The following is a 23,491-nucleotide window of genomic DNA, read 5'->3' on the forward strand; positions in this document are numbered from 1 at the left end:
GTGTATGCCGCTAAACAAATCCCTTTAACGGCTAACCCATTCCCTTTAAAAGTCAACGTAACTGTGTATGCCGCTAACCCATTCCCTTTAGCCGTTAACATAACCCGGTTAGCCGCTTAAGCAATTGCATATGCGGCGTAAGTAACCCGGTTAGCGGTAAAAGCAGTTTGGTTAGCCGCTAACCAAACCCCTTCCGGTGTCAAAGGGATTGTGTTAATGGCCGTTTTACAGCTTTCAACGGGAATATACCTGGCCAGAATCAATGCGTCGTCGGTAGTGAAGCAAGACGGTCCGGTGGCAGGTATGCACCTGTCATTGCGGATTACCCTCTTCTGAAGAGAGCGTGCCTTTTGTCTTCTACCTTATTCATGTTAATCACTCACTCGTTGAAAGTTTCCCTCATAGTATTCCATTTTTTTTGCATATTCTTCTTTGTCCATTTTCTCTTTGTATTTTACGAGTTGGTCAATGGCATTCTGAAAGGAGTTCTTTGCCTTTTCCAGTTCTCCGGCTTTTTCGTAGAACTCTCCCCTGCTGTCATAAAGATTGTGTGCATCAGGAAATTTCTCGATTGCCCAATTTATTACTGTAATCGCGTCCGTGATTTTTTGGTTCCAAAAACATTCATAAGCCAGGGTATTTACAAATTCCGGAGTTAGTTTTACAAGATTTTGTTTTGCCAGGCGGTCGTAATATGCGGTTGTATTTTCTCCGGTTCTGAATTGATAATCTATAAATGTTTTGAGTCCGTAAAATACTCCGATCGGAAAAGTAGTACCATGATCTTCGGTCTCTGAAAAATCCTTTGTTTCTAAATGGATTCTAGATTTGAATTTCGGATTTTTGATTATTTCAATAACCTTTTCGTTCGATTCTGACCAGCCCGCCCATCTTTCAGCAGTTTCTATACTTTCGTTCGAGTTGCTTATAAAAACAAATTTTTCCCCTTTCAGGTTTTTAGGGACCAAGTCGGAAAATCGTTCTACCAATTGTCCTTTATCGTAGGCATAATTTGGAGATATGGCAATATAAGCATCAAACAAATCAGGTTCTTTTAGAAAACTGTAGCTGATAAAAGTCCCTCCGTTGGAATATCCGACAGCGACTCTCTCGGACAAGGTCCTATACCTTTTATCAATAAAAGGAACAACTTCGGTTTTGACGAAACTTAAAAATTTATCTGCACCACCTGAAAAATCACCGTATTTTTCAATGGTTTCTTTGTCAGTCGCTTTCGGCAAAAAATCCGTGTTCCGGCTTTGATTTTTTTCCTCGATGAATGGCGATTCGATTCCGACCACAATAAATGCAAACTCCTGTCCACCTAAAAATTGAACTGTGGAATGAACTATGTCAAAATATTCTCGCCCTTGAGCGTCGAAAACGTAAATTGTTTCTAATCTTTTGTCCGGATATTCTTCATATTGCCATGGCGTATAAATCCACAGACTTCTTTCCTAGTTTAAAACTATCGAATTTATTTTTTCCTTCTCTATTTTTTGTCCAAATACTGAAGCGGAAAATATTAGTACTAAAATTACCGTTAGTCTTATATTTTTCATATTTCATGTTATATATTTTCTTACAGATACTGTACTTTTATGTTGCTATTGCAGAAAGATAACAGGATGTTCATAATCACACACAGCACCTGAATATACACAACCCTTTTTAATACTAAGGTTGAAATCTCAATAAATAATACAAAAACAACATCCATTTGTTTACGGAATGAATAAAAATGTCCGTTTCCTGTATCCAACGGGGTAAAATGGATACTAAAATTCCATTTTGTCCTTCACCCGCCGGAAAAAAAACATACATACCGGGGTCTTGCAACCTGAGTAACACGCTGTCGTTCTTTTATATCTTATAATTATAAACCTTCAGACCAAACGGAGATAAAATCCTGAGCGGCAGCTGGAACGTAGAATACAATAAAAACAAAAACGGATGGCTTATATTTTAAAAACAGGTGTTATGGCTTTCTCCTTCAAAGTACAAAAAGGATTATACAAGGATAAATGATGAGAATAATACTTAAATTTCTAAAATCCACTACCTCGGGGCAAGCCCACGAAGTATTCAAACGAGCCAAACCTTAGCTCATTTCGATGCAGAGCATCGAGGAATTAGACCCATTTAATGGGATTAAAATAAAAAAGAAGCCATTAACATGAAAAAAAACAGAAGGAATCCACATCTATTTTCAAATACTGCGTTTGCATATAAAAATCAGAAACTTAATTTAGTTCTCCATTAATACTCCGGTGAGGGCACCTATAACGGCCCTTTAGGCCTTCCGTATAACGAATTTACCCCTTTCGACATCCTTAATGTGATAGTCTTTACTTTTTCTCATATATCCAATGGTAACAAATCTATATAACAGCATCATGGTAATGGCGGAATAGGAATATCGAATTTTGTAAAAAGAAAAATGAATCAATATGTTCTGTTTTTTAATTTTTGGGCTGTCTCGACACATTATTTCTAATGCTCACAATACTTCATCCTCATTCGCCGGATGCAAAGAGTTATTTTTTGAAGTAGTCATCCATATCGTATTCTTCGTCAGGGGTAAGTATCTCCAGGTTGCCGATGTCATCGTTGATCTTCCTGACATATTTTGAAATAGTGTCAATATCATAATTCCCGGATGTCGGGTTGAAATTGTCCAGCTGTGCGGTGAAGATACGGATCTGTTGTTTGGCATAGCTTATCACTTCGGGGTCAGGATTGGACATAGTACCGGCGTAAACAGCCAAAAGTAGCACCCATGTTAATATATTCCCATTGCGAAAGGCTATAAGGCTGGTGTCCTCTATATTCCTTTTCAACAGTTCTCTGCTTTTTTGATATACGTTTTCCAATTCTCCGGAAAGTTCAGGTTGCCGTAGCCGCACGCTGATAAGTTCATATAATTGATCTTTATCTACCGCACGTATATGTTTTGTGCCCATATAGGTAATAAGTACTTCGGAGGGACCTTCGAATATCCTGACCACCCGGGCATCGCGTATCAGTTGCGATATATAGTTGTTCTGCAGGTAGCCTCGTCCTCCCGCACACTGCATGTCGGCGTCTACGGCTTTCCATAGAAATTCCGAACCGCCCACTTTTGATACTACACAGAGTTCGGCAGGTATATTCCGTATATCTGTGTCTGCGGTAGAAGCTATATAATTGACGAGGGATTCCATCAGTGCAGCCTCCATCATACTGCTGCTCAACGATTGTCGTGTAACGGGGTTTTTCAGCAATGAGCCGGTGGCTACTTCCCTGCGCGAGGAGTAACGATACATCAGTTGTATGCATTTTTCCATAGCGCCCAGCAGGGTTGCGCCGGCCGTTATTCTGGCCAGCATCATGGCATCATTGGCAATGTCCATTCCTTTTTCTTCTTCTCCTATCGGGTATCGTTTTTCAAGCTTTACAACATCGAAGTTGATCCTGTTCTGTACCATTCCCCTCATGCCCATGGTAAGTAACTCTTTGCCTATATGTACCCCTGGCTTGTTTCGTGGCACGGCAAAGCAAGTGATCCCTCTTTCTGATGAATTGCTGTCTGCCAGCTTTGCGAATGTAATAATCAGCGATGACCATCCTGCAGATCCTATCCACATCTTTTCGGCATTGAGAAAATATCCGTCATCTGTTACAACGGCTTTTCCGGTGATGGCCATCGGGTTGGAGCCTGCACCGGGTTCAAACAGGGCAAAGCCGGCCAGTTGCCGGCCCTGAGCCAATGGTCGTAAATATTCCTCTTTTAGTGTTGTACTGCTATATTTCACTATGGACTTAAGCTGAGAAAATTGTGGTTGGTTATCAGGGTAGCCAATGACAGATCAATGGAGCCCAGCTGCTGACAAATACGTACTGTAGAGCGCATATCCAGGTCCAGGCCTCCGTACTGTTCCGGTACATTCAGCCCCATCAGGCCATGCATCCCCGCTTCCAGGATTACGTCGGGAGAAAAGCACCTGCGCTGATCATATAACAATGGCCTGTGCTGGTTCTCTGCATACCATTGAAGCCATTCCACAACTGCATTGCATTTTTGTTCACTTGTATTAACAGGGGAAGTAAAGGGAGGAGTTGGCCTTTCCATAGGAGTATTACGGGATTTGGTTTTAAATGTAGAAAAATGCAAAATAAATATAAGGAAAATATTACAAATAAATAGAGATATTTATAATACATTTATGGTTTAAATTCTTTTAGAAAAACCGTAATTGAATGAGATAACCCTACCCCTAATCCTTATGAAAACACTACTCCAAAAAAAGAAAGTTGCTATTATCGGCATCGGCTGTCGCTTTGCCGGCGGCATTAAAGACCCGGAAAGTTTCTGGAAACAATTAAAAAATTGTTCAGATGGTGTGAAGGACATTCCGTCCGACCGCTGGAACACGGACCGTTTCTATGATCCGGATGAAAATGCACCCGGAAAGATGTATGTCAAACGCGGCGCATTCCTGGAAGAGAATATTTACGATTTTGACTACAGTTTTTTTAATTTCTCTCGCAGGGAAGCCCTTACGCTGGACCCACAACAACGTTTATTGCTGAAAACCGCTTACGAAGCACTGGAAGATGCGGGACAGGACATCCACCTGCTCCGAAAAAAGCCGGTAGGAGTATTCACCGGTACCTTTATGCTGGACAATTTTCTGCTGCGTACAGCGAAAGACGCATTAAAACATGTGAACTCACATACGGCTATGGCAGGATCAGCTACTCTACTCTCCAATCGCATCTCTCATGTTTTTGATTTCACAGGCCCTTCCGTCAGCCTGGATACAGCCTGTTCCGCTTCGATGGTGGCTGTTCACCTGGCCTGCCAGTCTGTTCTCAGCGAAGAATCGGAACTGGCTCTCGCTGGCGGTGTAAACGTAATGTTGAGCCCCTCCGGTACTATCCTCATGTGCAAAGGAAAATTCCTGGCCAGGGACGGCCGCTCCAAGGCCTTCTTCGAACATGCCGATGGCTACGGTCGTGGTGAAGGCGCTGGTATTGTAGTACTTAAGGAACTGGATAAGGCCATTGCGAACGGAGATCCCGTTTACGCCGTGATAGAAGGCAGTGCCATCAACCAGGATGGCAGAACGGATGGAATATCACTCCCCAACCAGGACGCACAGGTAGCTGTTATCAGACGAGCCCTGAGTGTGGCCGGTATCCTCCCTTCGTCCATTGGGTATGTAGAAGCACACGGCACAGGCACCAAAGCAGGCGACCCTATCGAACTGGGTGCACTGGGGGCCGTGTATGGAGAACAACGCAAAAATTCATTACCCGTCGGCTCCGTGAAGCTCAACATCGGGCATACGGAAGCCGCAGCCGGTGTGGCCGGTATCATTAAAGCGGCCCTGATGCTCAAACACGGGCAGGTACTCCCTCATATGAACCTGGGAAAACTCTCTGCGGATATTCCTTTCAGGGAACTTAATATCCGTATTCCGCTGGCAGGAGAGAAATGGTACGAGACTACTTCCTTACAATATGCCGGTGTCAACTCTTTCGGGTACGGCGGTACCAACGGGCACGTCATCCTATCGGCCTTTACGTCCAAAGACGTTCATAAAACAACGACAAAAAAACCGGGGAAATACAATTTCCTGCTTTCGGCGCGGTCTGCAGCCTCACTTTCCATGAATGCCGCAAAGATGCTGGAATTCCTGGACGAAAAGCCGGACGTCCCTTTACATGATCTTGCCTATACACTTGCAGCAAGAAGAAGCAGGCATGCCTGCAACTGGCTGCTGACAGCTTCCGATACGACAACGCTCATTGCTGCCATTCGCGAAAAGATGACGACAAAAGAACAGGCCCCCAGGCCTGCTACCACCAGCAATGGCAAACTGGTATGGGTATTCACAGGTATGGGACCGCAATGGTATGGCATGGGACAGGAACTGTACAGGTCGAACGAAGTGTTCAGGGCTGCCCTGGACAAATGTGATGCATTATACCAGCCACTGGCGGGGTATTCATTATTGACGGAAATGCAACAGGATGAAGCCTCTTCCCGTATTACCCGTAATTATCTCGCGCAGGCAGCTAACTTCTTCGTACAAATAGGCCTGAGTGAAGTCCTCAACAGCTACGGTGTGCCAAAAGATGCAGTTATGGGCCATAGTGTAGGTGAAGTTGCAGCCGCAGTGGTGACAGGTGCTATAACATTGGAAGACGGGGTGAAAATCATCTATCACAGAGGCACTATACTGGAAGAAATAGCAGGACACGGCACACTGCTTGCCGTAGGTCTCGGTATAAACGATGCCACACATTATATCCGGCGTTTTCCCGGCCTGGAGATCGCTACTATTAACTCCCCAAAATCAGTAACAGTTGCCGGTAAAAAGGAAATATTGGAAAAGTTGGATCAACAGCTGCTTTCTGCAGACATTTTCTCTAAGTTCGTAAGGGTAGAAGTAGCTTACCATTCTTCCCAGACCAACGTGTTGAAAGAAAAAATGCTCATTGCTTTCAGCACGGTGAAGCCTTCCGTTCCGGCATCCCCTCTTTATTCAACTTTAAGAGCATCCCTTGTTGATAAAGCTGTGCATGCTGCCGATTACTGGTGGAAAAATGTACGGGAACAGGTACATTTCCAGGCTACCATTGAAGAACTGCTGCGTAAGGAGTATGTGAATTTTATTGAAATCGGGCCACATCCTGTACTGGGCGGCTCCATTAAGGAAATCGCCGATAAAGAAAGTATCGGAGTAAATACCTTTTTTACCTTAAAAAGACACAGTAATGAGCCTCTGATCATCAACAGAAATATGGAAGCGCTCATCAATGCCAGTGTACCACTTGCGCTAAATCCGGGTCTTAAAGGAACTGTAATCCACTTGCCATCTTATGCATGGGACCAGGAACACTGCTGGTCACTGGGTGCAGAAATGGAAGCTTTCCGCCTGGGAAATGACCGGGAAAGTCCTTTCCTCGAGGAACAACTGTCTGGCTCCGTAACAGCCTGGAAAACACAACTCAACAAACCTTCACTGACCTATCTCAAAGACCATCAGATAGGAAAGACTATTGTATTCCCGGCGGCAGGTTATGTGGAAGCAATGTTGTCTGCCCTCTCTACCTCCACCGACGATAATGTGCTGGTGCTGGAACAACTGGCTATTGAGCGGCCACTCTCTTTCCAACCGGATGAATACCCGGAGCTATACGTCCATCTTACATCAAAGGGAAACTTAAGCATATCGTCACATGTGAATGATGTTACTACGGAACATGCATGGGCATCAGGATGGGCTACCAATAAATATAACCCCGTTACACTACCCCCGGTGAAAGAAATATTAGCAGATGCAGGCAAGCCACATGCAGACATTTACAACCGCTTTGCATCTCTGGGGCTGAACTATAAACAATATTTCCGGACCATTTCTGCACATCATATTGTCGGGAACCGCGTATATGCCCGGCTGGAGAGCCAGTTACAACAGGATGGTTCCGCCATTTTGCATCCTGCTTTGCTGGACGGTGCTTTCCAGACCCTGATACTACTTGCGGAAACCACACCCGGTTATGCATACCTGCCCGTCAGCATTGAATCCCTTAAGGTCTTCGCTCCGCTTCCGTTACAGGTCTATTGCGCCGGCGAAATAACCAGTCAATTCGGCAATATACTGCGGGGGAACCTGAAACTCACAGATGAAGCTGGTCATCTGCTCGTAGATATTAAAGGACTGAGTTGCAAAAAAACACAGATTCCCGATAGTGCCGATCCCTTACAGCAATGGGTATATAAATATACTTTTGCTCCTTTCAGCATTACCCCGAATGGTGAACTCGCTAGCTCACAACTGATTGCAACCGGTGACAGGGAAAGGTTTAAACAACTTTCGCCCGAACTCGGAAATGCTCGCTTTATTTCCACAAAACAATTAGCTACACTGGAGGAAAAAGACTTTCAACTCCTGTATCTCCCTCCTGCCGAAACAACTATTAGTGTAGAAGATATTCTGGAAGACAATTATCAGTTGGTACAATTGTTTCAGGGAATGCTGACAGAAACAAAACCAACCCGTTTTATACTGCTGCTGGAACACGCCCTGAAAGATGAAACAGCGCCGGAAACAGAAAAGATCAATGTACATCATATGTCCCTCACCGGCTTCGGCAGGACAGCCATGACAGAGATGCCGGACCTGCAACTCAAGCTCATTGATCTCCAGGAGCCGTTATCGCCCGGCATGCTGGATGAATTACTACGGGATTCATTCCCTGAAGAGGAATTGATACACACCAGTGACGGATGGAAACAAGGGATTATCATAAAAGACGATATCACCTTTCCGCAGAAAACGCAGATACCCGTTACCCGGAAACATATAAGCCACAGCAAACTGGAGATTCTGCAAAAAGGCAAGATGGACAGTTTACAGTTCCGCAATTTCCAGCCTTCCGATCCCGGTCCGCAGGAAGTACAGATAAACATTGTCTCCTCCTCCGTAAACTTCAAAGATGTGATGAAGGCCATGGGCCTGCTGAACGAGGCAGCCCTGGAGAACACTTATTTCGGTAGCGAATTCGGACTGGAAGGTGCGGGCATTGTCACAAAGGTACATGAAACGGTAAAGAATATTCGTAGTGGTGACAGGGTATACTTCCTGGGCTCCGGGTTAAGGACTGTCATCAATGTACAGGAATCATTTGTATTTAAACTGCCAGAGCATATTTCTTTTCATGAAGCCTCCACTTTCCTCGTTTACTTTACTGCCTGGACAGGTCTTGTTGAACTTTCACAGCTCAGCAGAGGACAGCGGGTGCTCATCCATTCTGCTGCCGGAGGTGTGGGGCTGGCAGCGTGCAGGATAGCCAGAGCGCATGGTGCGGAAATATTCGCCACTGCTGGCACTGACGATAAGAGAGAATTACTTAAGAGGGAAGGCATCCGTTATATTTACGATTCCCGTTCACTTGATTTCTATGATGAAATAGTAAGAGATACCCGTGGGGAAGGCGTTGATGTGGTACTTAATTCACTGGCAGGCCCAGCGTTGATCAAAAGCCTGGAACTGTTACGTACATTGGGTACATTCATTGAACTGGGTAAACAGGATATTACCAATAACCATAAACTACCCCTGATGCCTTTTAACAAAAGTATCCGTTTTATCTCACTGGATCTCGATAAAATAGCCCCGGTTGCGCCTGAACAGATACGCACATTCTTAGACAACTTCCTGAAAGCGTATACTTCCGGGGCCTTACCTCCACTGCTACACGAAATTTATGGTCTGCATCAGTTCAGGGAGGGCTTTAAAAAGCTGGCCACCGGTACACACGCCGGTAAAGTAGTGATAGACTTTACGGATAACGGCATTGCCACCCTTCCAGAAATACAGGGAATGCTTCATTTTACGGATAATGACTGTGTGTTCATCAGTGGCGGATGCAGCGGATTTGGACTACGCACAGCCTTATGGTTGGCGGAACGCGGGGCAAAACACCTGGTGCTGGCCAGCCGCAAGGGCAAAATAGCCCCGGAAGATACCGCCAGTAAAAACAAACTCAACGCAATGGGTTGCCATATTTACGAAATAGCGCTGGACATAACGGATGCAGCGGCCGTAAAAAATGCGATCGCCTATCCGGCCACATTAGGTCTTCAACTCACAGGAGTGGTCCATGCTGCTGCAGTGGTGGAAGACAGTATCATAAAAAATATCAGTCCCAACTTCCTCAACAAGGTCTTTCTGCCAAAAGCTTTGGGTGCACTGCACCTGCACGAAGTAACAAAGGATATGCAGCTGGGTTTCTTTATCTGTTACGCTTCAGGTATCGGCTATATTGGTAATCCCGGACAAGCGACCTATGCAGCGGCTAACACTTTTTTAGCCGGACTAATGCATGAAAGAAAAAGACTGGGATTAAAAGCAACCTGTATCAATTGGGGAAGTATTGATGAAGTAGGAGTCCTCGCCAGGAATGAACAGGCCAGAACTCAGCTGGGAAATATCGGGTTAATGCCAATAGCACCGGACAAAGGACTGGAGCTGATGGAAAAAGCGCTGAACCATTATCAGAGCCACGTTTCCATTCTCTATGCCGACTGGGATAAATGGACCGGCAGCATTGCCGGTACGCATTCCAAAGTGGCAGGGCTGGTAAGCAGCAACGGTAAAAGCGGCCAGCCCGCACTCCTTAATTTGTTAACGAACCACTCGCCTGCCGAATGGGAACAGATCATTCTTAACGAAATCTCCCACGTGTTTGCCGGCATTACCGGTATTCCGGCCGATTCCATCCAACCGGATGCGAGGCTCACCGACCTTGGCCTTGACTCACTTATGTCTGTTGAATTGTCTATCGCACTACAATCCAAACTGGGGCTGGACACATCCATGATGGAAATAATGGGTGCGGGTACCATTAACAAATTGGTGCAGCTGATAAAGAAGAAAGTGTCGCGACTGCACCTTACAGCTGTACCCGCCGGTTCTGTGGAACAAACAAAGACCGCCACGGCAAAAAACCTGATAAACGATTACCTTATGCGGATATGTGTAGGCAAACCCTATTTTTCCCTTACAGAAATAAACCGATCGTCCGATGGCCTGACTGCCGTCGTAGAAGGTTTTTACTGGAATAGGAATATACCGCTTAATATGGCGGACAGCGCGCGCCATCTTGCTTTACTCGGTTCCTGTGCGGTGGCAGATGTCAATCCCGACAACAGCAGGCACTGTTACCCGGTACAACACGGTGATCTCAGTATTATCAGAATACCCAGGCCAGACGAGAAGCTGACGCTATATGCCAAGCCATTTGGCTTCGATTATGTAAAGTCGCACTGTAAAGCAATAGCTCTTATTCGCGACAATAAAGGAGAGACCTGTATGGAAATGGAAGTATCTTATCACATCATCCCGGAAAAAGTATTATATACGCTATTCGAACAGCATATCAATACGAATCCGGCATGGCAAGATATCAATTCTGAAGTGTATGAAGACGATAACCCGGCAATCCCGGAAATAAACGATGATGGTCGTATCTGCTTCAGGATAGATAAACTACAGCCAGAGCAATGTGTTGGTCATTTCAGTAACCTGCCTGCATTTCCCGTGTCCATAATGACACGCTATGCCGCACACCTGATTGAAGTTGGGCGTAAGCTCGCCTATAAGGACAAGGTATTTAAACCGGAAAGGGTCACTTGTGAGACAGACAATTTCGCTTTTGCCGGTGAAAGTGTGTTGTTCACCGCCTACGAGAATGGTCGTAACGGCCGCTCTTTCCACTGGACCTGTGAAATTGAAACACCTGATAGGAAAATAGCCCGACTGGACCTTTACGAAACGGCCTTACCCGATAACAGGAAAGTTTAGCGTCATAACCCAAAGGCCACCGGTTCAAGTCCATCTCTCCCAACCAGATAGAGCCTCAGGAGATCCTGGGGCTTTTTTTGAATCATTAGCTCCTTTGGTTTGGAATGTTGCCCTGACAGAGCGTGGAAAGCACCGGTTCGAATCCTGCATGCCCCACATAAAGAAATACCGACTCGATATCTCTTTTTTGTTTTAACGCTATTTTAATCTCTCCTTTTACTCTTTCTTTCCTCTGGCTTGATGTTCAAGGTATGTATTTAAGTATTCTTCCTGCAGTTCATCCGAATCCCCGTAGTGTTCGCGGAGTGCTTTCAACTTTTGATGCAGGTCCGCCCTTACCTCCGCATATTCGGGATCATCGTATATATTATTCATTTCCTGCGGGTCTTTTTTGAGGTCGTACATTTCCCATTCGTCAATGTCGTAGTAAAAATGTATCAGCTTATACCTCTTCGTAGCTACCCCGTAATGCCTCTTTACCATATGCACCGACGGATATTCGTAATACGTATAATAGACCGCATCGCGCCATTCCTTTGATTTTCCGTTTACCAGATCCCGGAACGATTCTCCTTGCATTTCCGAAGGGACCTGTACATGGGCATAATCCAGAAGAGTCGGCGCGAAATCAAGGTTCTGGACAAGTTCGTCGACAACGGTACCCGGTTTGATCTCCTTCGGATATCGCATCAATAAAGGTGTACGAAAAGATTGCTCATACATGAACCGTTTGTCGAACCAGCCGTGTTCCCCGAGGTAGAACCCCTGGTCTGAAGTATATATAACAATGGTATTGTCCGTAAGGTCGTTTTCTTCAAGGTAATTTAACAGCTCCCCTACACCATCGTCCACAGATTTAATGGTACGCAGATAATCTTTAATATAGCGATTATATTTCCACAAGGCTATTTCCTTTTCCCTGGTTTTATTGTCTATCAAAATCTTTTTCCCGTCAACATTTTTTTCTATTTTTTTGGGATCGATCTTCTTTTCCGCAAAATATTTCTCTATAAAAGCCCTGTTTTTGGGCCCGTAAGCGGCTTCCCATTGGGCGCGTTGTTCTTCGTTGAACCGGTTTAATTCTTTATCAAAACCGGTTTCGTTGCCTTCGGGAGACACCAGGAATTTAAAATCGTGCCCCCACACCGCATGGCCGTCAACCTGCATTTCCTGGGTTTTAGCCGCAGTACCACGTCCTTCGTATCCTGTTTCCGGATCAAAGAAATTATCCGGAGGGGTAAAGTCCGCTTCATCGTATAAATGGAGATATTCAGGTGCAGGCTGCCAGTTGCGGTGGGGCGCCTTTTGATTGTAGATCAGGAGGAAAGGCTTTTCTTTATCGCGCTGCTCCTTTAACCATCTCAGGGCATATTCGGTAGTGATGTCCGTTACATAACCCTGAATACGTTTTTTCTCTCCGTTGATAATAAAATCCGGATTGTAATAATGTCCCTGCCCGGGCAAAACCATGGAGAAATCAAATCCCTGAGGAAGACCATCAAGGTGTATTTTACCGATCATGGCCGTGGCATAACCTGCCTTTTGCAACTCTTTGGGAAAGTTGTCCTGGTCCCAGTTAAAAGGTTGAACATTGTCTACCTTACCATTTATAAAACTGTGTTTCCCGGTAAGGATAACGGCGCGACTGGGGGCACAGATGGAATTCGTAACCGTAGCCCTGGTAAATAGCGCTCCCTGCTCGGCCAGTTTATCGATGTTCGGGGTTTCGTTCAAGCCGTAGCCGTAAGCGCTAATAGCCTGATAAGCATGATCGTCGCTCACCATTAAAATGATGTTCGGTCTTTTGTTCTTTTCCTGTCCCCTGACCGGAGAAACTATGCACGCCGCAAAAAACAAAAGGTATAATAAGGTATTGGTTCTCATTTTTTTTTGGTCTTTTATCACTCGTAATTTAGCAATGTTTATTTTAAATTCTGTACTGCCCACATCTGGTTTTATACCTCTCCGTGCAGTACAGTACAGTATGGGCAGAATAAAAAATAGCAGTAAATCGAAAATAATTTTATACCTGATCCAGGTTCTGATTCGTACTAAGATACTTCTATTTTAATTTTTCTCTGTAAAATGGTTGTTAAAAAGAGTAAACTAACGCACATTGATACCTTTATTTTTTCTGTTACCAGGTTTTCAAAAAAATTTAAGCCCGGGAAGAGGGTACCTTTAAAACACTGTATATCTCATATTTAACTATAGGCATTTATTATCCCGAATCCCTGAGCGAAAGAGAAAAGTCCCGGTGATGGTTTTCTTTTTCGGCGGAGGATAGATGCCAAGTCGGCCATTCGTTTTTACGGTCAAATGAAGAAAAATTCCATGTTGGTCCCGAAAAGATCATTGCTACCGGCAGCAAAGGCAATTTTGACCTGCACCAGTATGAGGGACAACCCCACGTTTTTTTCAATTTCAGCTTACGTATAAGAAAATAACTAGCCTATTACAAAAAAATCAATAAAAAAATTGCGCAGTTATTTGACTGCGCATATATTTGCAGTCAAATAACTGCGTAATGAAATTAAGAAGAGACGTTTTCCAGGCCATAGCCGATCCAACTCGTAGAACGATAATTTCTTTGGTTGCTTTTCAAGCAATGACTCCGACTTCAATTGCTGATCATTTTGACTATTCCAGACAAACTATTTCCAAGCATATACAAATACTTACGGAGTGTGAAATACTCAATCAAAAACAAAAAGGCCGGGAAATATACTATCAACTGAACCCAAAAGGAATGAAAGAAATAGCCGATTTTATTGAACCATTCCGTAAAATGTGGGATGACAGGTTTAATAAATTAGAAACTATTATGAAAAACTATAAATCGGAGAAATAGGACAAAATGGAACAAAAGACAAAAATTGATGCTCGCGAAGGAAAGCAAGAATTAATAATAACAAGGGAATTTGACCTTTCAGTTGAGTTACTTTTTAAAGCCTACAGTGAGCCTGAGCTTATAGAGCAATGGATGGGAACAAAAGTAATAAAACTTGAAAACAGGAATCACGGTAGTTATCAGTTTGAAACTTCGTATAACGGAAATGTCGTATTTAAGGCAAACGGAACAATACATGAGGTTCTGCCCAACCAAAAAATCATCCGAACCTTTGAAATGGAAAATACTCCTATTGGTGTACAGCTTGAATTTCTCATATTTGAAAAGCTTACGGATAGCACAAGTAAGTTGACCATGCAAATAATTTATAAGTCAGAGGAACACAGAGCGGAACAGCTAAAACTACCATTTGCAAATGGTATCAATATGGCTCACGACAGATTACAAGAAACATTAACCAACCTAACATAGTATAAAATGACAAAGAGAAACAAAATCATATACTGGACAACAACGGTTTTACTCGCATTAGGAATGTTTTCGGGCGGATTGGCACAAATTTTCAGAGTAAAAGAAAATATAGAGGGGATTGTTCACCTGGGCTATCCAATTTATTTGATGAGCATATTAGGCGTCTGGAAAATATTAGGGGTTATTGCTATATTACTCCCAAAAACCCCGCTACTAAAAGAATGGGCTTACGCCGGCTTCTTTTTTGCAATGACGGGAGCAGTAATTTCTCATATCGCAAGTGGAGACGGCTTCGCACATTATCTCGCCCCTTTACTTTTTGCAATTCTTACCGTTCTGTCCTGGTATTTTAGACCAGCAGACAGAAAAATCATTTTCAATAAAAAATAATAATACTATGGCTAATAAAGTAGATTTTAAAAACGTATCTGTAACAGGCCTGGAATCATCTCCGGTTGCAGAAGCACTTGCAGGTTTACGGGCACATGAGGCTCAATATTTTATGAATAAATATAAACTTGATTTTATGGTTATCCCTGCAAGTGAAAGCCGGGAGACCCTTAATTGGGTAAACCGGATTTTAAAGGAAGAGCGGGATATTGAGATTACAGCTAAACCATTAGAGACTGCAAGTTTGCAGGTGGAAAATATAAAATGGGTTTTTGTTTTTTATGAGAACGGACTTGCAATCAATATTCCTTATACAATAGATACTACTAAACAACGGGCTGTTGGATTCAAACTTTCTGATGGTATGGAAATACCGGAAGAATTGGAAAATAAATTTAAGTTTGCCCGGAAGAAGTCAAAATTGGCAGGAACAATTCGCGGTTCATTTTTTGTTATCAAAGGCGAATATTAAAAACAGAAATGAACTTTAAGATCATACAGTCCCCACAACGTCTTGCTGATTATGTTCGGTTCTTTTGGTTTTCAGAATACAACGCTCCCAAAGAACCCTCATTTATTCATCACGCATTTGCTCATCATTGTCCTGAGGTTCTCTTCTGTTATAAAGGCCAATTCAAATACAAGTCAGCATTTGATACGGGAAAAAGCCTGATTACCGGAGTTTACGGGCAGACACAATCTATCAGCAGAGTTACATCAAACACGGATTTTGGTATTTTGGGATTTTATTTATACCCTCATGCCCTTACACAATTGTTTCAAATGCAGGCAAATGAACTTACCAATCAGTCCGTTGATATTAAAACCCTTTACGGCAAAGAAGGAGAAATACTGGAAGAAAAAATAATGCTGGCCGTTAATAATAACCAAAGGGTTAAAATCATAACCGATTTTTTAGAAGCACGATTGATAAATGTCAGGACAAAATTCTCAGGCACCTGTTCTTCTATAAAAACGATTTCAAACGCTTACCAGGCTGTTTCAGCCAGTTCCCTGACTAAAAATAACTTTTTATCTCTGCGGCAGTTTGAAAGAAGATTCAAAGAATTTTCAGGTTTTAGCCCTAAACGATTCTTACGCATTGCCAGGTTCAATTCCCTTCTCAACACTCCATTTCAACATAAGAATTTTGCCGATATTGCTTTTGAATTTGGTTATTATGACGAGGTGCATTTCAGCCACGACTTTAAACAATTTTCAGGTATACTTTTTCTCAAATTCCGGGGCCAGCGCCGGGCCTTTTATTTTTAACGATGGCTGAAAGAAATGAAACAGCAGGATCGATCAGGTTTCCGCCAAGCCGGATGCATGCCCCGGGAATATGAATGAGCAGTATAACTTTGATGTATATCATTCCTTAAACATCTTTTCCTGAAACTCTATGGCCGCCGGAAAGAGAATGTTGTTTTCCAGGTGAATGTGCAGGTGCAAATCCTGTTCAAACTCATCCAGCATCTTAAACGCTACTCTGTAGGTATTGCATGCATCTTCCGGAGGGATATAATTCCCCGTTATCCCGGCGATCTCCCTGAAACGATCCCCTTCCTCATCGTGTTCGTGCCTCATCATGGTAATGGGATTTTCAATAGTCCCGAAATGTGGCCTTTCCAACGTATCTTCATTGAGCCGGACTTTCACCATTTTCCGGATAAACGGAAACAGCATGAGTTCTTCCTTTTTCATATGCTGGCTCAGGGCCCCTGCCGTCATGGTGAACAGCTCGTACACCCTGAACAGCTCCGGGTGACGCTCCCCATGTACCTTTCTCAGTTTATCCAGGAACTGCAGGAGAATGGGAATGGTTTCCTCCACATAACGATGGTGTTTTTTCTCGATATAATCCGTCAAAAGATCCAAAGGCCAGGACCTGTAATCGATAGCCTGATCAGCTCGGATATTCAGCACTGCACTCAGGCTGTCGAGTAAAATGGTTTTGTCGAGCCCCTTTTTAGTGCATACTTCATCTATGGTGCGATGGCCTTTGCAGCAAAAGTCTATTCCGTATTTTGAAAAAACGGCAGCTGTTCTGTAATCTTCAGCTACGAATTCCCCGATCTGTTTATTCATTAATGTTTCCATTTTCTTATTGTTTTTTGTTTTTAAATGTCAATTGAAATACAAACCAGCAGGTGGTTACGATACCTATACCGAAAATGATATCGCCTATAGAACGAAGCCATTTCAGTACGATCATGGTGGGATGTTGCATAAGCTCAGAGGAACGGGCATACCACATACCGTGCTCTATACTTTCCACCGCCTGCCATATCCCTATGGGCAACAGGCTCAGCAAGGCCATTCCGAGCAGCCCGATATTGAGGGACCAGAATGATATCTTTAAAAGTTTTTCGTTCCATTTAACATCCCTGTAAAGGCTTCTCAACACAAACAGCATCAAACCTATTCCGAGCATTCCGTATACTCCGAATAACGCCGTATGTCCATGCAGGGGAGTTGTGTTTAATCCCTGTACATAATACAGCGCGATGGGCGGATTAATAATAAACCCGAAAATGCCGGCACCGAGGAAATTCCAGAATGCGACGGCTATCATAAAATAGATAGGCCATTTATAATCCTCAAGCCATTTAGCGGTTTTAGACAGTTTATAATTGTGCCAGGCCTCGTAGCCGATCAGGGTAAGCGGAACCACTTCCAGTGCGCTGAAGGTAGCCCCCAGGGCCATAACCATTGTTGGTGTACCGGTAAAGTACAGGTGATGAAAAGTTCCTATGATCCCTCCGGACATGAATATGATGGTAGCCAGCAATACACTAAGTGTGGCCGTTTTTGTCTTTAACAGGCCAAGGCGTACAAACAAAAATGCGATCACCACGGTGGCAAACACTTCAAAGAAGCCCTCCACCCAAAGGTGGACCACCCACCATCTCCAGTATTCGGCGATGGCGAGGTTGGTCTGCCGTCCCCACATTAGTCCCGCAGCATAGAAAGTGGCGATAGCCGTACACGACACCAAAAACATGACAATAAGGTTCTTTTCCGGGGTTTTCGCTTTTAGCACCGGTATTAAAGGACGCACCATCAGGGCCAGCCACACGAAAAGCCCTACCAGCAGAAATATTTGCCAGAACCTGCCCAGGTCTACATATTCATACCCCTGATGCCCGAACCAGAAGTTGTCGATAAGATTCAGCTTTTGCATCACACCCAGCCATTGACCGGTCATAGAGCCCAATACAATGATTAACAAGGCAATAAACAGGAAATTTACCCCGAACTTCTGGTACTTAGGGTCTTTTCCTGATACTGCGGGGGCGATATAAAGCCCGGTAGCCAGCCATGCGGTCGCAATCCAGAAAATGGCAAGCTGGGTATGCCACGTTCGTGAAACAGCATACGGAAGTATCCGGTCCAGGGGAATGCCATAGAGTCCGTCTCCCTCAACACCGTAATGTGCCGTAACAATACCTAACAACATTTGAAGAACCATAAGCAGGCTTACAATCCAGAAATATTTTCTAACCAGTCGCATGGAAGGGGTTATTCCCTGTTTCAACAAAGGGTCTTCTGCGGGGGGCGGGACATTTTCGTCTGCTCCCGATTTTACATGGTAAAACACCATGATACCGATGCAAAGGATCAGCAGGATAATACTTACCCCGGACCAGGCGAGCAGGTCGCTGGTAGGCTTGTTTCCTACCAGTTCATCCGCTGGCCAGTTGTGTGTATAGGATATGGTACTTCCCGGTCTTTCCGTTACGGTAGCCCAGGTAGCCCAAAAGAAAAAGGCATTCATTTTATGCATCCGGGCTTCATCTCTAATACTGTTTTTCGGAATGGCATAATCGCTGCGCAATTTGTCAAATCCGGGATCGTCGGTAAACAATCCTTTATAATACATGCTGAGATGTTCAACAGCCTGCACTCTTTCACCGGATATGGTAATGGTCCCCGATACCGGGTCGTAGGTATTCGTTCGCAATTCTTTTTGAAGCCTTACCTTTAAAGCCGCCTGTTGTTCCGGGTTCAGGGCATCGTAAGTCGTACTTTGATCATTTCCCGCATAAAGGTTCAGTATAAACAAAGCTTCCCTGTGCAGCCAATCCGCAGTCCAGTCGGGTGCTACATAAGCCCCATGGCCCCACACGGACCCTACTTCCTGTCCTCCCATACTCTGCCAGATATTCTGACCGTCCTTTATCTCCTCCCCGGTGAATACGACCTCTCCACCGGTAGTAACAATTTTTACGGGAACGGGAGGTGATTCCTGGTATATTTCATAACCATAATAACCTAAAACTCCGAAAGACAACAGCATTACCAATGCAAAACCTATCCATAGTTTATGTTCTCTGTTCATAATGTATCTAATGTTTGGTCAGACAAACCTGTCCGGTTTTTTACAATATTTTACGGTACAAATTTGTCGTTTACTGATATCTTATTTTATGACAGAGGTCATATTTGCTAAAAACCGGTGGTGGGATGGTGAGGCGGGGAGACAATGAGATGGGGAGACAATGAGACGGGGAGATGCGGAGGCAGTGAGGTAATTGGTTTAAAATATTCCGGGTGGGCCGGTCCTCGGGGTGGTTTCCGAAAGCGGGAAGGATTATAATTTTAAGAAGGTTTTGCCCTCGCTCAAATCACTCATCAGTTCTTCGAGATTGGTCTGTTCGAACAGGTTCTTCAGATTTTCCTTAACCGGTTTGTATTTAAAATGGAAAGGACAGGGATTTGTTTCGCTGCATTCGTGCAGTCCCAGGCTGCACCGGGTAAACAGTCCGTCCCCGTCTATTGCCGTAACCAGGTCTTTCATACTTATGGTACTGAGATTGGCCGTGGCCATTTCAAACCCGCCTCCGGATCCTTTTACAGAAGTTACGATATTATGCTTAACAAGCTTTTGCAGTATCTTGGCCGTAAAGGCTTCGGGGGATTTGATCTTCCGGGATATATCGCGCAGGCTTACCCGCTGTTTTTTCCGGGTCTCGGAAGCGATGTACAGGGTGGCCCTGATACCGTATTCACAGGATTTTGATAGCATTTGGCGGGACTTTACCGCAAAAATACGTATTTTACTAAGACTCTTTTTATCGCAGTAAATACATCTGTAAAAAAAATCAGCAATTCCAGGAAAATAATTAACCTCTGATCTGTATAGATAACGGTGATGCTTCGAGTGCTGCCAGATCAATTCCTTCCCTGTCGGGTCCCGGTTCACCCAGAGTGAGAACGTTCCGCTGAAACTTCTGCAAATAATATACACCACTATATCCTTTTTGAGCTAAAAAAAAACTCATTCTCAGAAGATCGTGCGATTGTAGTAAACCGCTGTGAACAGTAGTACGGACCTCAAAGGTTACGGATCCATCCAGCAACAGGTTCAGGCATTTACTGAAGTCTTCAAAATATTCACCTCCCGTAACCGCTATTTCCCGATCGGGCAGGGCCTTGAAATCCAGCGAGACATAATCGGCCAGGGACTCTTCTACAAGAGCTTTCAACACGTCGGGACGACTGCCATTGGTATCCACTTTGATCAAAAACCCCAGGTCCTTTACACGGGAAGCAAATTCAAGAACTGAAGTATGCAGAAGGCACTCTCCCCCGCTCAAAACAACGCCTTCCAGAAGCCCTCTCCGGCTTCGCAGGAAATCCAGAGCTCCGGCATAGGTCAGACGCCCTTTCCCCAGGACAATATCGGGATTATAGCAGTACGAACACCGCATATTGCATCCGGCAAACCATATAATACAGGCCGGATAACCCGGATAGTCAAGCAGGGTAAACGGGGTGATGCTGTATATGTTCCTAATAGCCTTCCCTGAAGTGTGTACGCTGCTTGTGTTCACCTTTTTTTCCTATGTTAAAGCTTTCTATCGGCCTGTGATACCCCATGACCCTGGTGTATATCAAACATCGGGTCCGCAATGCTGTCTGTGAATTCAGTTCGTGTTGTTCTGCTGTTTTCATGGATGTGTTTTTTAATGCTCCGTTTGGGAGCGGTTATTCAATAAAAATTTAAATGTGTAGCATAACTTTCCGGTACAGGATTTATGCTGTACTTTCCTGTTGATGGTTATGAATCCGGTCGAGCAAAATGTCGTCGCATTTCGGACAAAATTCATGTTCCCCGTTCAAATAGCCGTGAACCGGGCAAATACTGAAGACCGGGGTTACCGTGATATAGGGAAGCTTAAACCGGGTCAGTACTGTTTTTACAAACTGCCTGCAAGCCTCCGGTGAACTGATCTTTTCGTTCATATACAGGTGTAACACCGTTCCCCCGGTATATTTGCATTGCAATTCGTCCTGCATCAATAAGGCTTCAAACGGGTCGTCGGTAAAATCAACCGGCAGTTGTGAACTATTGGTGTAATAGGGATTTTCCGGTGTCCCGGCCCGGATGATCTCCGGGTAGCGCTTCAGGTCTTCTTTGGCAAACCTGTATGTCGTTCCTTCTGCCGGTGTGGCTTCCAGGTTATACAGGTTCCCTGTTCTCTCCTGGAATTCCTGTAACCTGCCCCGTATGTGATCCAGGATTCCGGCCACCATTTCATGTCCGAAATTATCCGTCAGGTCATTCCGGTCACGGGTATAGTTCCGGACCATTTCGTTCATTCCGTTCACCCCTATGGTCGAAAAATGGTTCCTGAAGTGAGACAGGTAACGTTGGGTATACGGATAGAGCCCCCTGTCAAACATTTCCTGTATAAAAACCCTTTTTTTCTCCAAAGTGGACTGTCCCAATCCCAACAGCCGGTCCAGGGCCTGGTATAATTGTCTTTCTTTTCCCGCATATAAGTATCCCAATCGTGCCATATTAACAGTGACTACCCCGATACTTCCCGTCATTTCGGCGCTGCCGAACAGGCCGTTTCCTCTTTTCAACAACTCCCTCAGGTCCAGTTGTAACCGACAGCACATACTTCGTACGGCATTGGGCTGGTAGGCATTGGGATTGGGCACTTTGTCACCGTTTTCATCTGTCAGATACTGGCTGCCTATAAAGTTCTGGAAATAGGATGACCCTATTTTGGCAGTGTTCTCAAAAAGTATGTCCGTGTTTTCTCCGTACCAATCAAAATCTTCCGTGATATTCACGGTAGGAATGGGAAAGGTAAATGGCTGGCCCTGTGCATCACCTTCGGTCATTACCTGGTAGTACGCCTTATTAATGACCTGCATTTCTTTCTGAAAATGCCGGTACTGCAGGTCGGTTACCCTATCCACTCCCCGCTCCCATGCCATTCGGGAAATTTCAGCATCGTCATTTCCCTCAAACAAATGCCGGTCCCGGCGGGTGGGGATCTGGGCCTTTAAATCTTCGGGTACTACCCAGTCCAGGGTAATATTGGTGAAGGGCGACTGTCCCCAGCGTGCCGGTACGTTCAGGTTATAGACAAAACTGCGTATGGCTTTCAGCACTTCTTCATAAGTAAGCCGGTCCTTAAATACATAGGGAGCCAGGTAAGTATCGAATGAACTGAAAGCCTGTGCTCCTGCCCATTCACTCTGTAATATACCCAGAAAGTTAGCCATTTGGCCCAGGGCCTCCCTGAAATGATTAGGCGGACGACTTTCCACCCGGCCGCGGACACCGTTGAACCCCTCATTGAGCAGAACCCTTAAACTCCAGCCCGCACAATAACCGGTGAGACAATCGAGGTCGTGTATATGAATATCCCCGTTCCTGTGAGCGTGCCCCTCCTCTTTCGAATAAACCTGGTCCAGCCAGTAATTGGCAATCAACTTTCCCGCTACATTATTTATCAATCCCGCATTGGAATATGACGTGTTGGCATTAGCATGAATCCGCCAGTCTGTTTGCTCTATATACTCCGCCACCGTCTGGGAACTGTCTACATATGTGGTATGCTCGCTGAACCCATGTGTATGATCCCTTTGCATCTTACGCGTATGCCTGTACAACATAAAGGAGCGCATCACCTCAAAATAACCCGCTTCATACAACTCTTTTTCAATGGCATCCTGTATTTCCTCCACCGATAAGATGCTTTCCGTATCCAACCGACTCATCAATCTTTTATATATTTCAGGGTCAGGCGATCGCCGTACACTGGCAAAAGCTTTTTCTATGGCTATCTCAATTTTGTACCCTTCAAACGGTACATAAGTTCCTGTCCTTTTGATAACTGAATTTTTCATCTTATTCTGTTTAATCCCGTGCTGTTTCGCTATGGGTTTAATACAAATTTACCCAAAACAAGACTTAAATATCCGATTTAAAAAAATAATAATCAACAATTTAAAATCAAAATTGTTCATAAAATGCTTATATTCTGTCTATCCGTTTTCAGGAGCTTAATTCTGGTGGGCATTTATGACATCGAGAGAAGTTTTCATACGGAAACTATTGAAATAACAGATTATATATTCATAAAAAGCCAACCTCCGGCAGATTATCCGATAC

At 44.3% G+C, this 23,491-nt stretch carries 15 protein-coding genes and 2 pseudogenes; 7 read left to right on the forward strand and 10 right to left on the reverse strand.

What is annotated here, in order from left to right:
- Positions 1-371: 371 nt before the first annotated feature.
- The 3 genes from ED312_RS20830 to ED312_RS20840 form a co-directional block, all read right to left on the reverse strand.
- Complete coding sequence (locus ED312_RS20830; RefSeq protein ID WP_123217955.1) at positions 372-1,448, reverse strand: alpha/beta hydrolase-fold protein; 1,077 nt, start codon at positions 1,446-1,448, stop codon at positions 372-374.
- 1,089 nt (positions 1,449-2,537) lie between these two features.
- Entirely contained in the window at positions 2,538-3,794 is a 1,257-nt protein-coding gene (locus tag ED312_RS20835) for an acyl-CoA dehydrogenase family protein (RefSeq protein WP_148044345.1), read from the reverse strand.
- Positions 3,794-4,111 (reverse strand): acyl-CoA dehydrogenase family protein, encoded by a 318-nt coding sequence (locus ED312_RS20840; protein ID WP_123217957.1) that lies wholly within the window; start codon positions 4,109-4,111, stop codon positions 3,794-3,796. Before ED312_RS20840 ends, ED312_RS20835 begins: the two co-directional genes overlap by 1 nt.
- 154 nt (positions 4,112-4,265) lie before the next feature.
- Here ED312_RS20840 and ED312_RS20845 point away from each other — a divergent pair.
- Together ED312_RS20845 and ED312_RS24530 are read left to right on the forward strand one after the other, a co-directional pair.
- Positions 4,266-9,923, forward strand: a pseudogene (locus ED312_RS20845) (SDR family NAD(P)-dependent oxidoreductase); the annotation flags it as partial.
- A 291-nt stretch (positions 9,924-10,214) separates the two neighbouring features.
- A pseudogene (locus ED312_RS24530) lies at positions 10,215-11,360 on the forward strand (acyl carrier protein); the annotation flags it as partial.
- 216 nt (positions 11,361-11,576) lie between these two features.
- On the opposite strand, the gene ED312_RS20850 reads toward ED312_RS24530, so the two are convergent.
- Positions 11,577-13,244, reverse strand: coding sequence for a sulfatase family protein (locus ED312_RS20850; protein WP_123217990.1), 1,668 nt, complete (start codon positions 13,242-13,244; stop codon positions 11,577-11,579).
- 643 nt (positions 13,245-13,887) lie between these two features.
- Between ED312_RS20850 and ED312_RS20855 the strand changes: the two genes are divergently transcribed.
- The 5 genes from ED312_RS20855 to ED312_RS20875 are packed head-to-tail and all read left to right on the forward strand — an operon-like array spanning position 13,888 to position 16,344.
- Entirely contained in the window at positions 13,888-14,211 is a 324-nt protein-coding gene (locus ED312_RS20855; RefSeq protein WP_123217959.1) for an ArsR/SmtB family transcription factor, read from the forward strand.
- A 6-nt stretch (positions 14,212-14,217) separates the two neighbouring features.
- Complete coding sequence (locus ED312_RS20860; RefSeq protein ID WP_123217960.1) at positions 14,218-14,682, forward strand: SRPBCC family protein; 465 nt, start codon at positions 14,218-14,220, stop codon at positions 14,680-14,682.
- 6 nt (positions 14,683-14,688) lie between these two features.
- On the forward strand, positions 14,689-15,072 hold the full coding sequence (locus ED312_RS20865) for a DoxX family protein (protein ID WP_123217961.1): 384 nt from the start codon (positions 14,689-14,691) through the stop codon (positions 15,070-15,072).
- A gap of 7 nt (positions 15,073-15,079) precedes the next feature.
- Positions 15,080-15,544 carry a phage tail protein gene (locus tag ED312_RS20870; protein ID WP_123217962.1) on the forward strand — a complete coding sequence of 155 codons (465 nt, stop codon included), beginning with the start codon at positions 15,080-15,082 and terminating at the stop codon, positions 15,542-15,544.
- An 8-nt stretch (positions 15,545-15,552) separates the two neighbouring features.
- The gene (locus ED312_RS20875; RefSeq protein WP_123217963.1) at positions 15,553-16,344 is read left to right on the forward strand and encodes a helix-turn-helix domain-containing protein; all 792 of its coding nucleotides are present in this window, start codon (positions 15,553-15,555) and stop codon (positions 16,342-16,344) included.
- 99 nt (positions 16,345-16,443) lie between these two features.
- Here the strand turns inward: ED312_RS20875 and ric are convergent, their stop codons facing one another.
- The 6 genes from ric to ED312_RS20905 all read right to left on the reverse strand — a co-directional run bounded on the left by ric (position 16,444) and on the right by ED312_RS20905 (position 23,226).
- On the reverse strand, positions 16,444-17,172 hold the full coding sequence (ric, locus tag ED312_RS20880) for an iron-sulfur cluster repair di-iron protein (protein ID WP_123217964.1): 729 nt from the start codon (positions 17,170-17,172) through the stop codon (positions 16,444-16,446).
- Positions 17,173-17,176: 4 nt separating this feature from the next.
- Positions 17,177-19,414 carry a nitric-oxide reductase large subunit gene (locus ED312_RS20885; RefSeq protein WP_123217965.1) on the reverse strand — a complete coding sequence of 746 codons (2,238 nt, stop codon included), beginning with the start codon at positions 19,412-19,414 and terminating at the stop codon, positions 17,177-17,179.
- 252 nt (positions 19,415-19,666) lie between these two features.
- Positions 19,667-20,101, reverse strand: coding sequence for an RrF2 family transcriptional regulator (locus ED312_RS20890; protein ID WP_123217966.1), 435 nt, complete (start codon positions 20,099-20,101; stop codon positions 19,667-19,669).
- Positions 20,102-20,198: 97 nt separating this feature from the next.
- Positions 20,199-20,909 (reverse strand): anaerobic ribonucleoside-triphosphate reductase activating protein, encoded by a 711-nt coding sequence (locus tag ED312_RS20895; protein ID WP_240643160.1) that lies wholly within the window; start codon positions 20,907-20,909, stop codon positions 20,199-20,201.
- Entirely contained in the window at positions 20,869-21,030 is a 162-nt protein-coding gene (locus ED312_RS20900) for an anaerobic ribonucleoside-triphosphate reductase (RefSeq protein ID WP_123217967.1), read from the reverse strand. The genes ED312_RS20895 and ED312_RS20900 overlap by 41 nt, the downstream gene beginning before the upstream one ends.
- An 81-nt stretch (positions 21,031-21,111) precedes the next feature.
- On the reverse strand, positions 21,112-23,226 hold the full coding sequence (locus tag ED312_RS20905; RefSeq protein WP_123217968.1) for a ribonucleoside triphosphate reductase: 2,115 nt from the start codon (positions 23,224-23,226) through the stop codon (positions 21,112-21,114).
- Positions 23,227-23,491 lie beyond the last annotated feature (265 nt).

The organism is Sinomicrobium pectinilyticum (assembly GCF_003725735.1).
In the GTDB taxonomy this organism is placed as follows: Bacteria; Bacteroidota; Bacteroidia; order Flavobacteriales; family Flavobacteriaceae; genus Sinomicrobium; species Sinomicrobium pectinilyticum.

Bases quoted from the DNA above. Each gene is read 5' to 3' on its own strand.
- ED312_RS20840 (WP_123217957.1), bottom strand. From the start codon at position 4,111: ATGGAAAGGCCAACTCCTCCCTTTACTTCCCCTGTTAATACAAGTGAA.
- ED312_RS20850 (WP_123217990.1), bottom strand. From the start codon at position 13,244: ATGAGAACCAATACCTTATTATACCTTTTGTTTTTTGCGGCGTGCATA.
- ED312_RS20855 (WP_123217959.1), top strand. From the start codon at position 13,888: ATGAAATTAAGAAGAGACGTTTTCCAGGCCATAGCCGATCCAACTCGT.
- ED312_RS20860 (WP_123217960.1), top strand. From the start codon at position 14,218: ATGGAACAAAAGACAAAAATTGATGCTCGCGAAGGAAAGCAAGAATTA.
- ED312_RS20865 (WP_123217961.1), top strand. From the start codon at position 14,689: ATGACAAAGAGAAACAAAATCATATACTGGACAACAACGGTTTTACTC.
- ED312_RS20870 (WP_123217962.1), top strand. From the start codon at position 15,080: ATGGCTAATAAAGTAGATTTTAAAAACGTATCTGTAACAGGCCTGGAA.
- ED312_RS20875 (WP_123217963.1), top strand. From the start codon at position 15,553: ATGAACTTTAAGATCATACAGTCCCCACAACGTCTTGCTGATTATGTT.
- ric (WP_123217964.1), bottom strand. From the start codon at position 17,172: ATGGAAACATTAATGAATAAACAGATCGGGGAATTCGTAGCTGAAGAT.
- ED312_RS20885 (WP_123217965.1), bottom strand. From the start codon at position 19,414: ATGAACAGAGAACATAAACTATGGATAGGTTTTGCATTGGTAATGCTG.
- ED312_RS20890 (WP_123217966.1), bottom strand. From the start codon at position 20,101: ATGCTATCAAAATCCTGTGAATACGGTATCAGGGCCACCCTGTACATC.
- ED312_RS20900 (WP_123217967.1), bottom strand. From the start codon at position 21,030: ATGAAAACAGCAGAACAACACGAACTGAATTCACAGACAGCATTGCGG.
- ED312_RS20905 (WP_123217968.1), bottom strand. From the start codon at position 23,226: ATGAAAAATTCAGTTATCAAAAGGACAGGAACTTATGTACCGTTTGAA.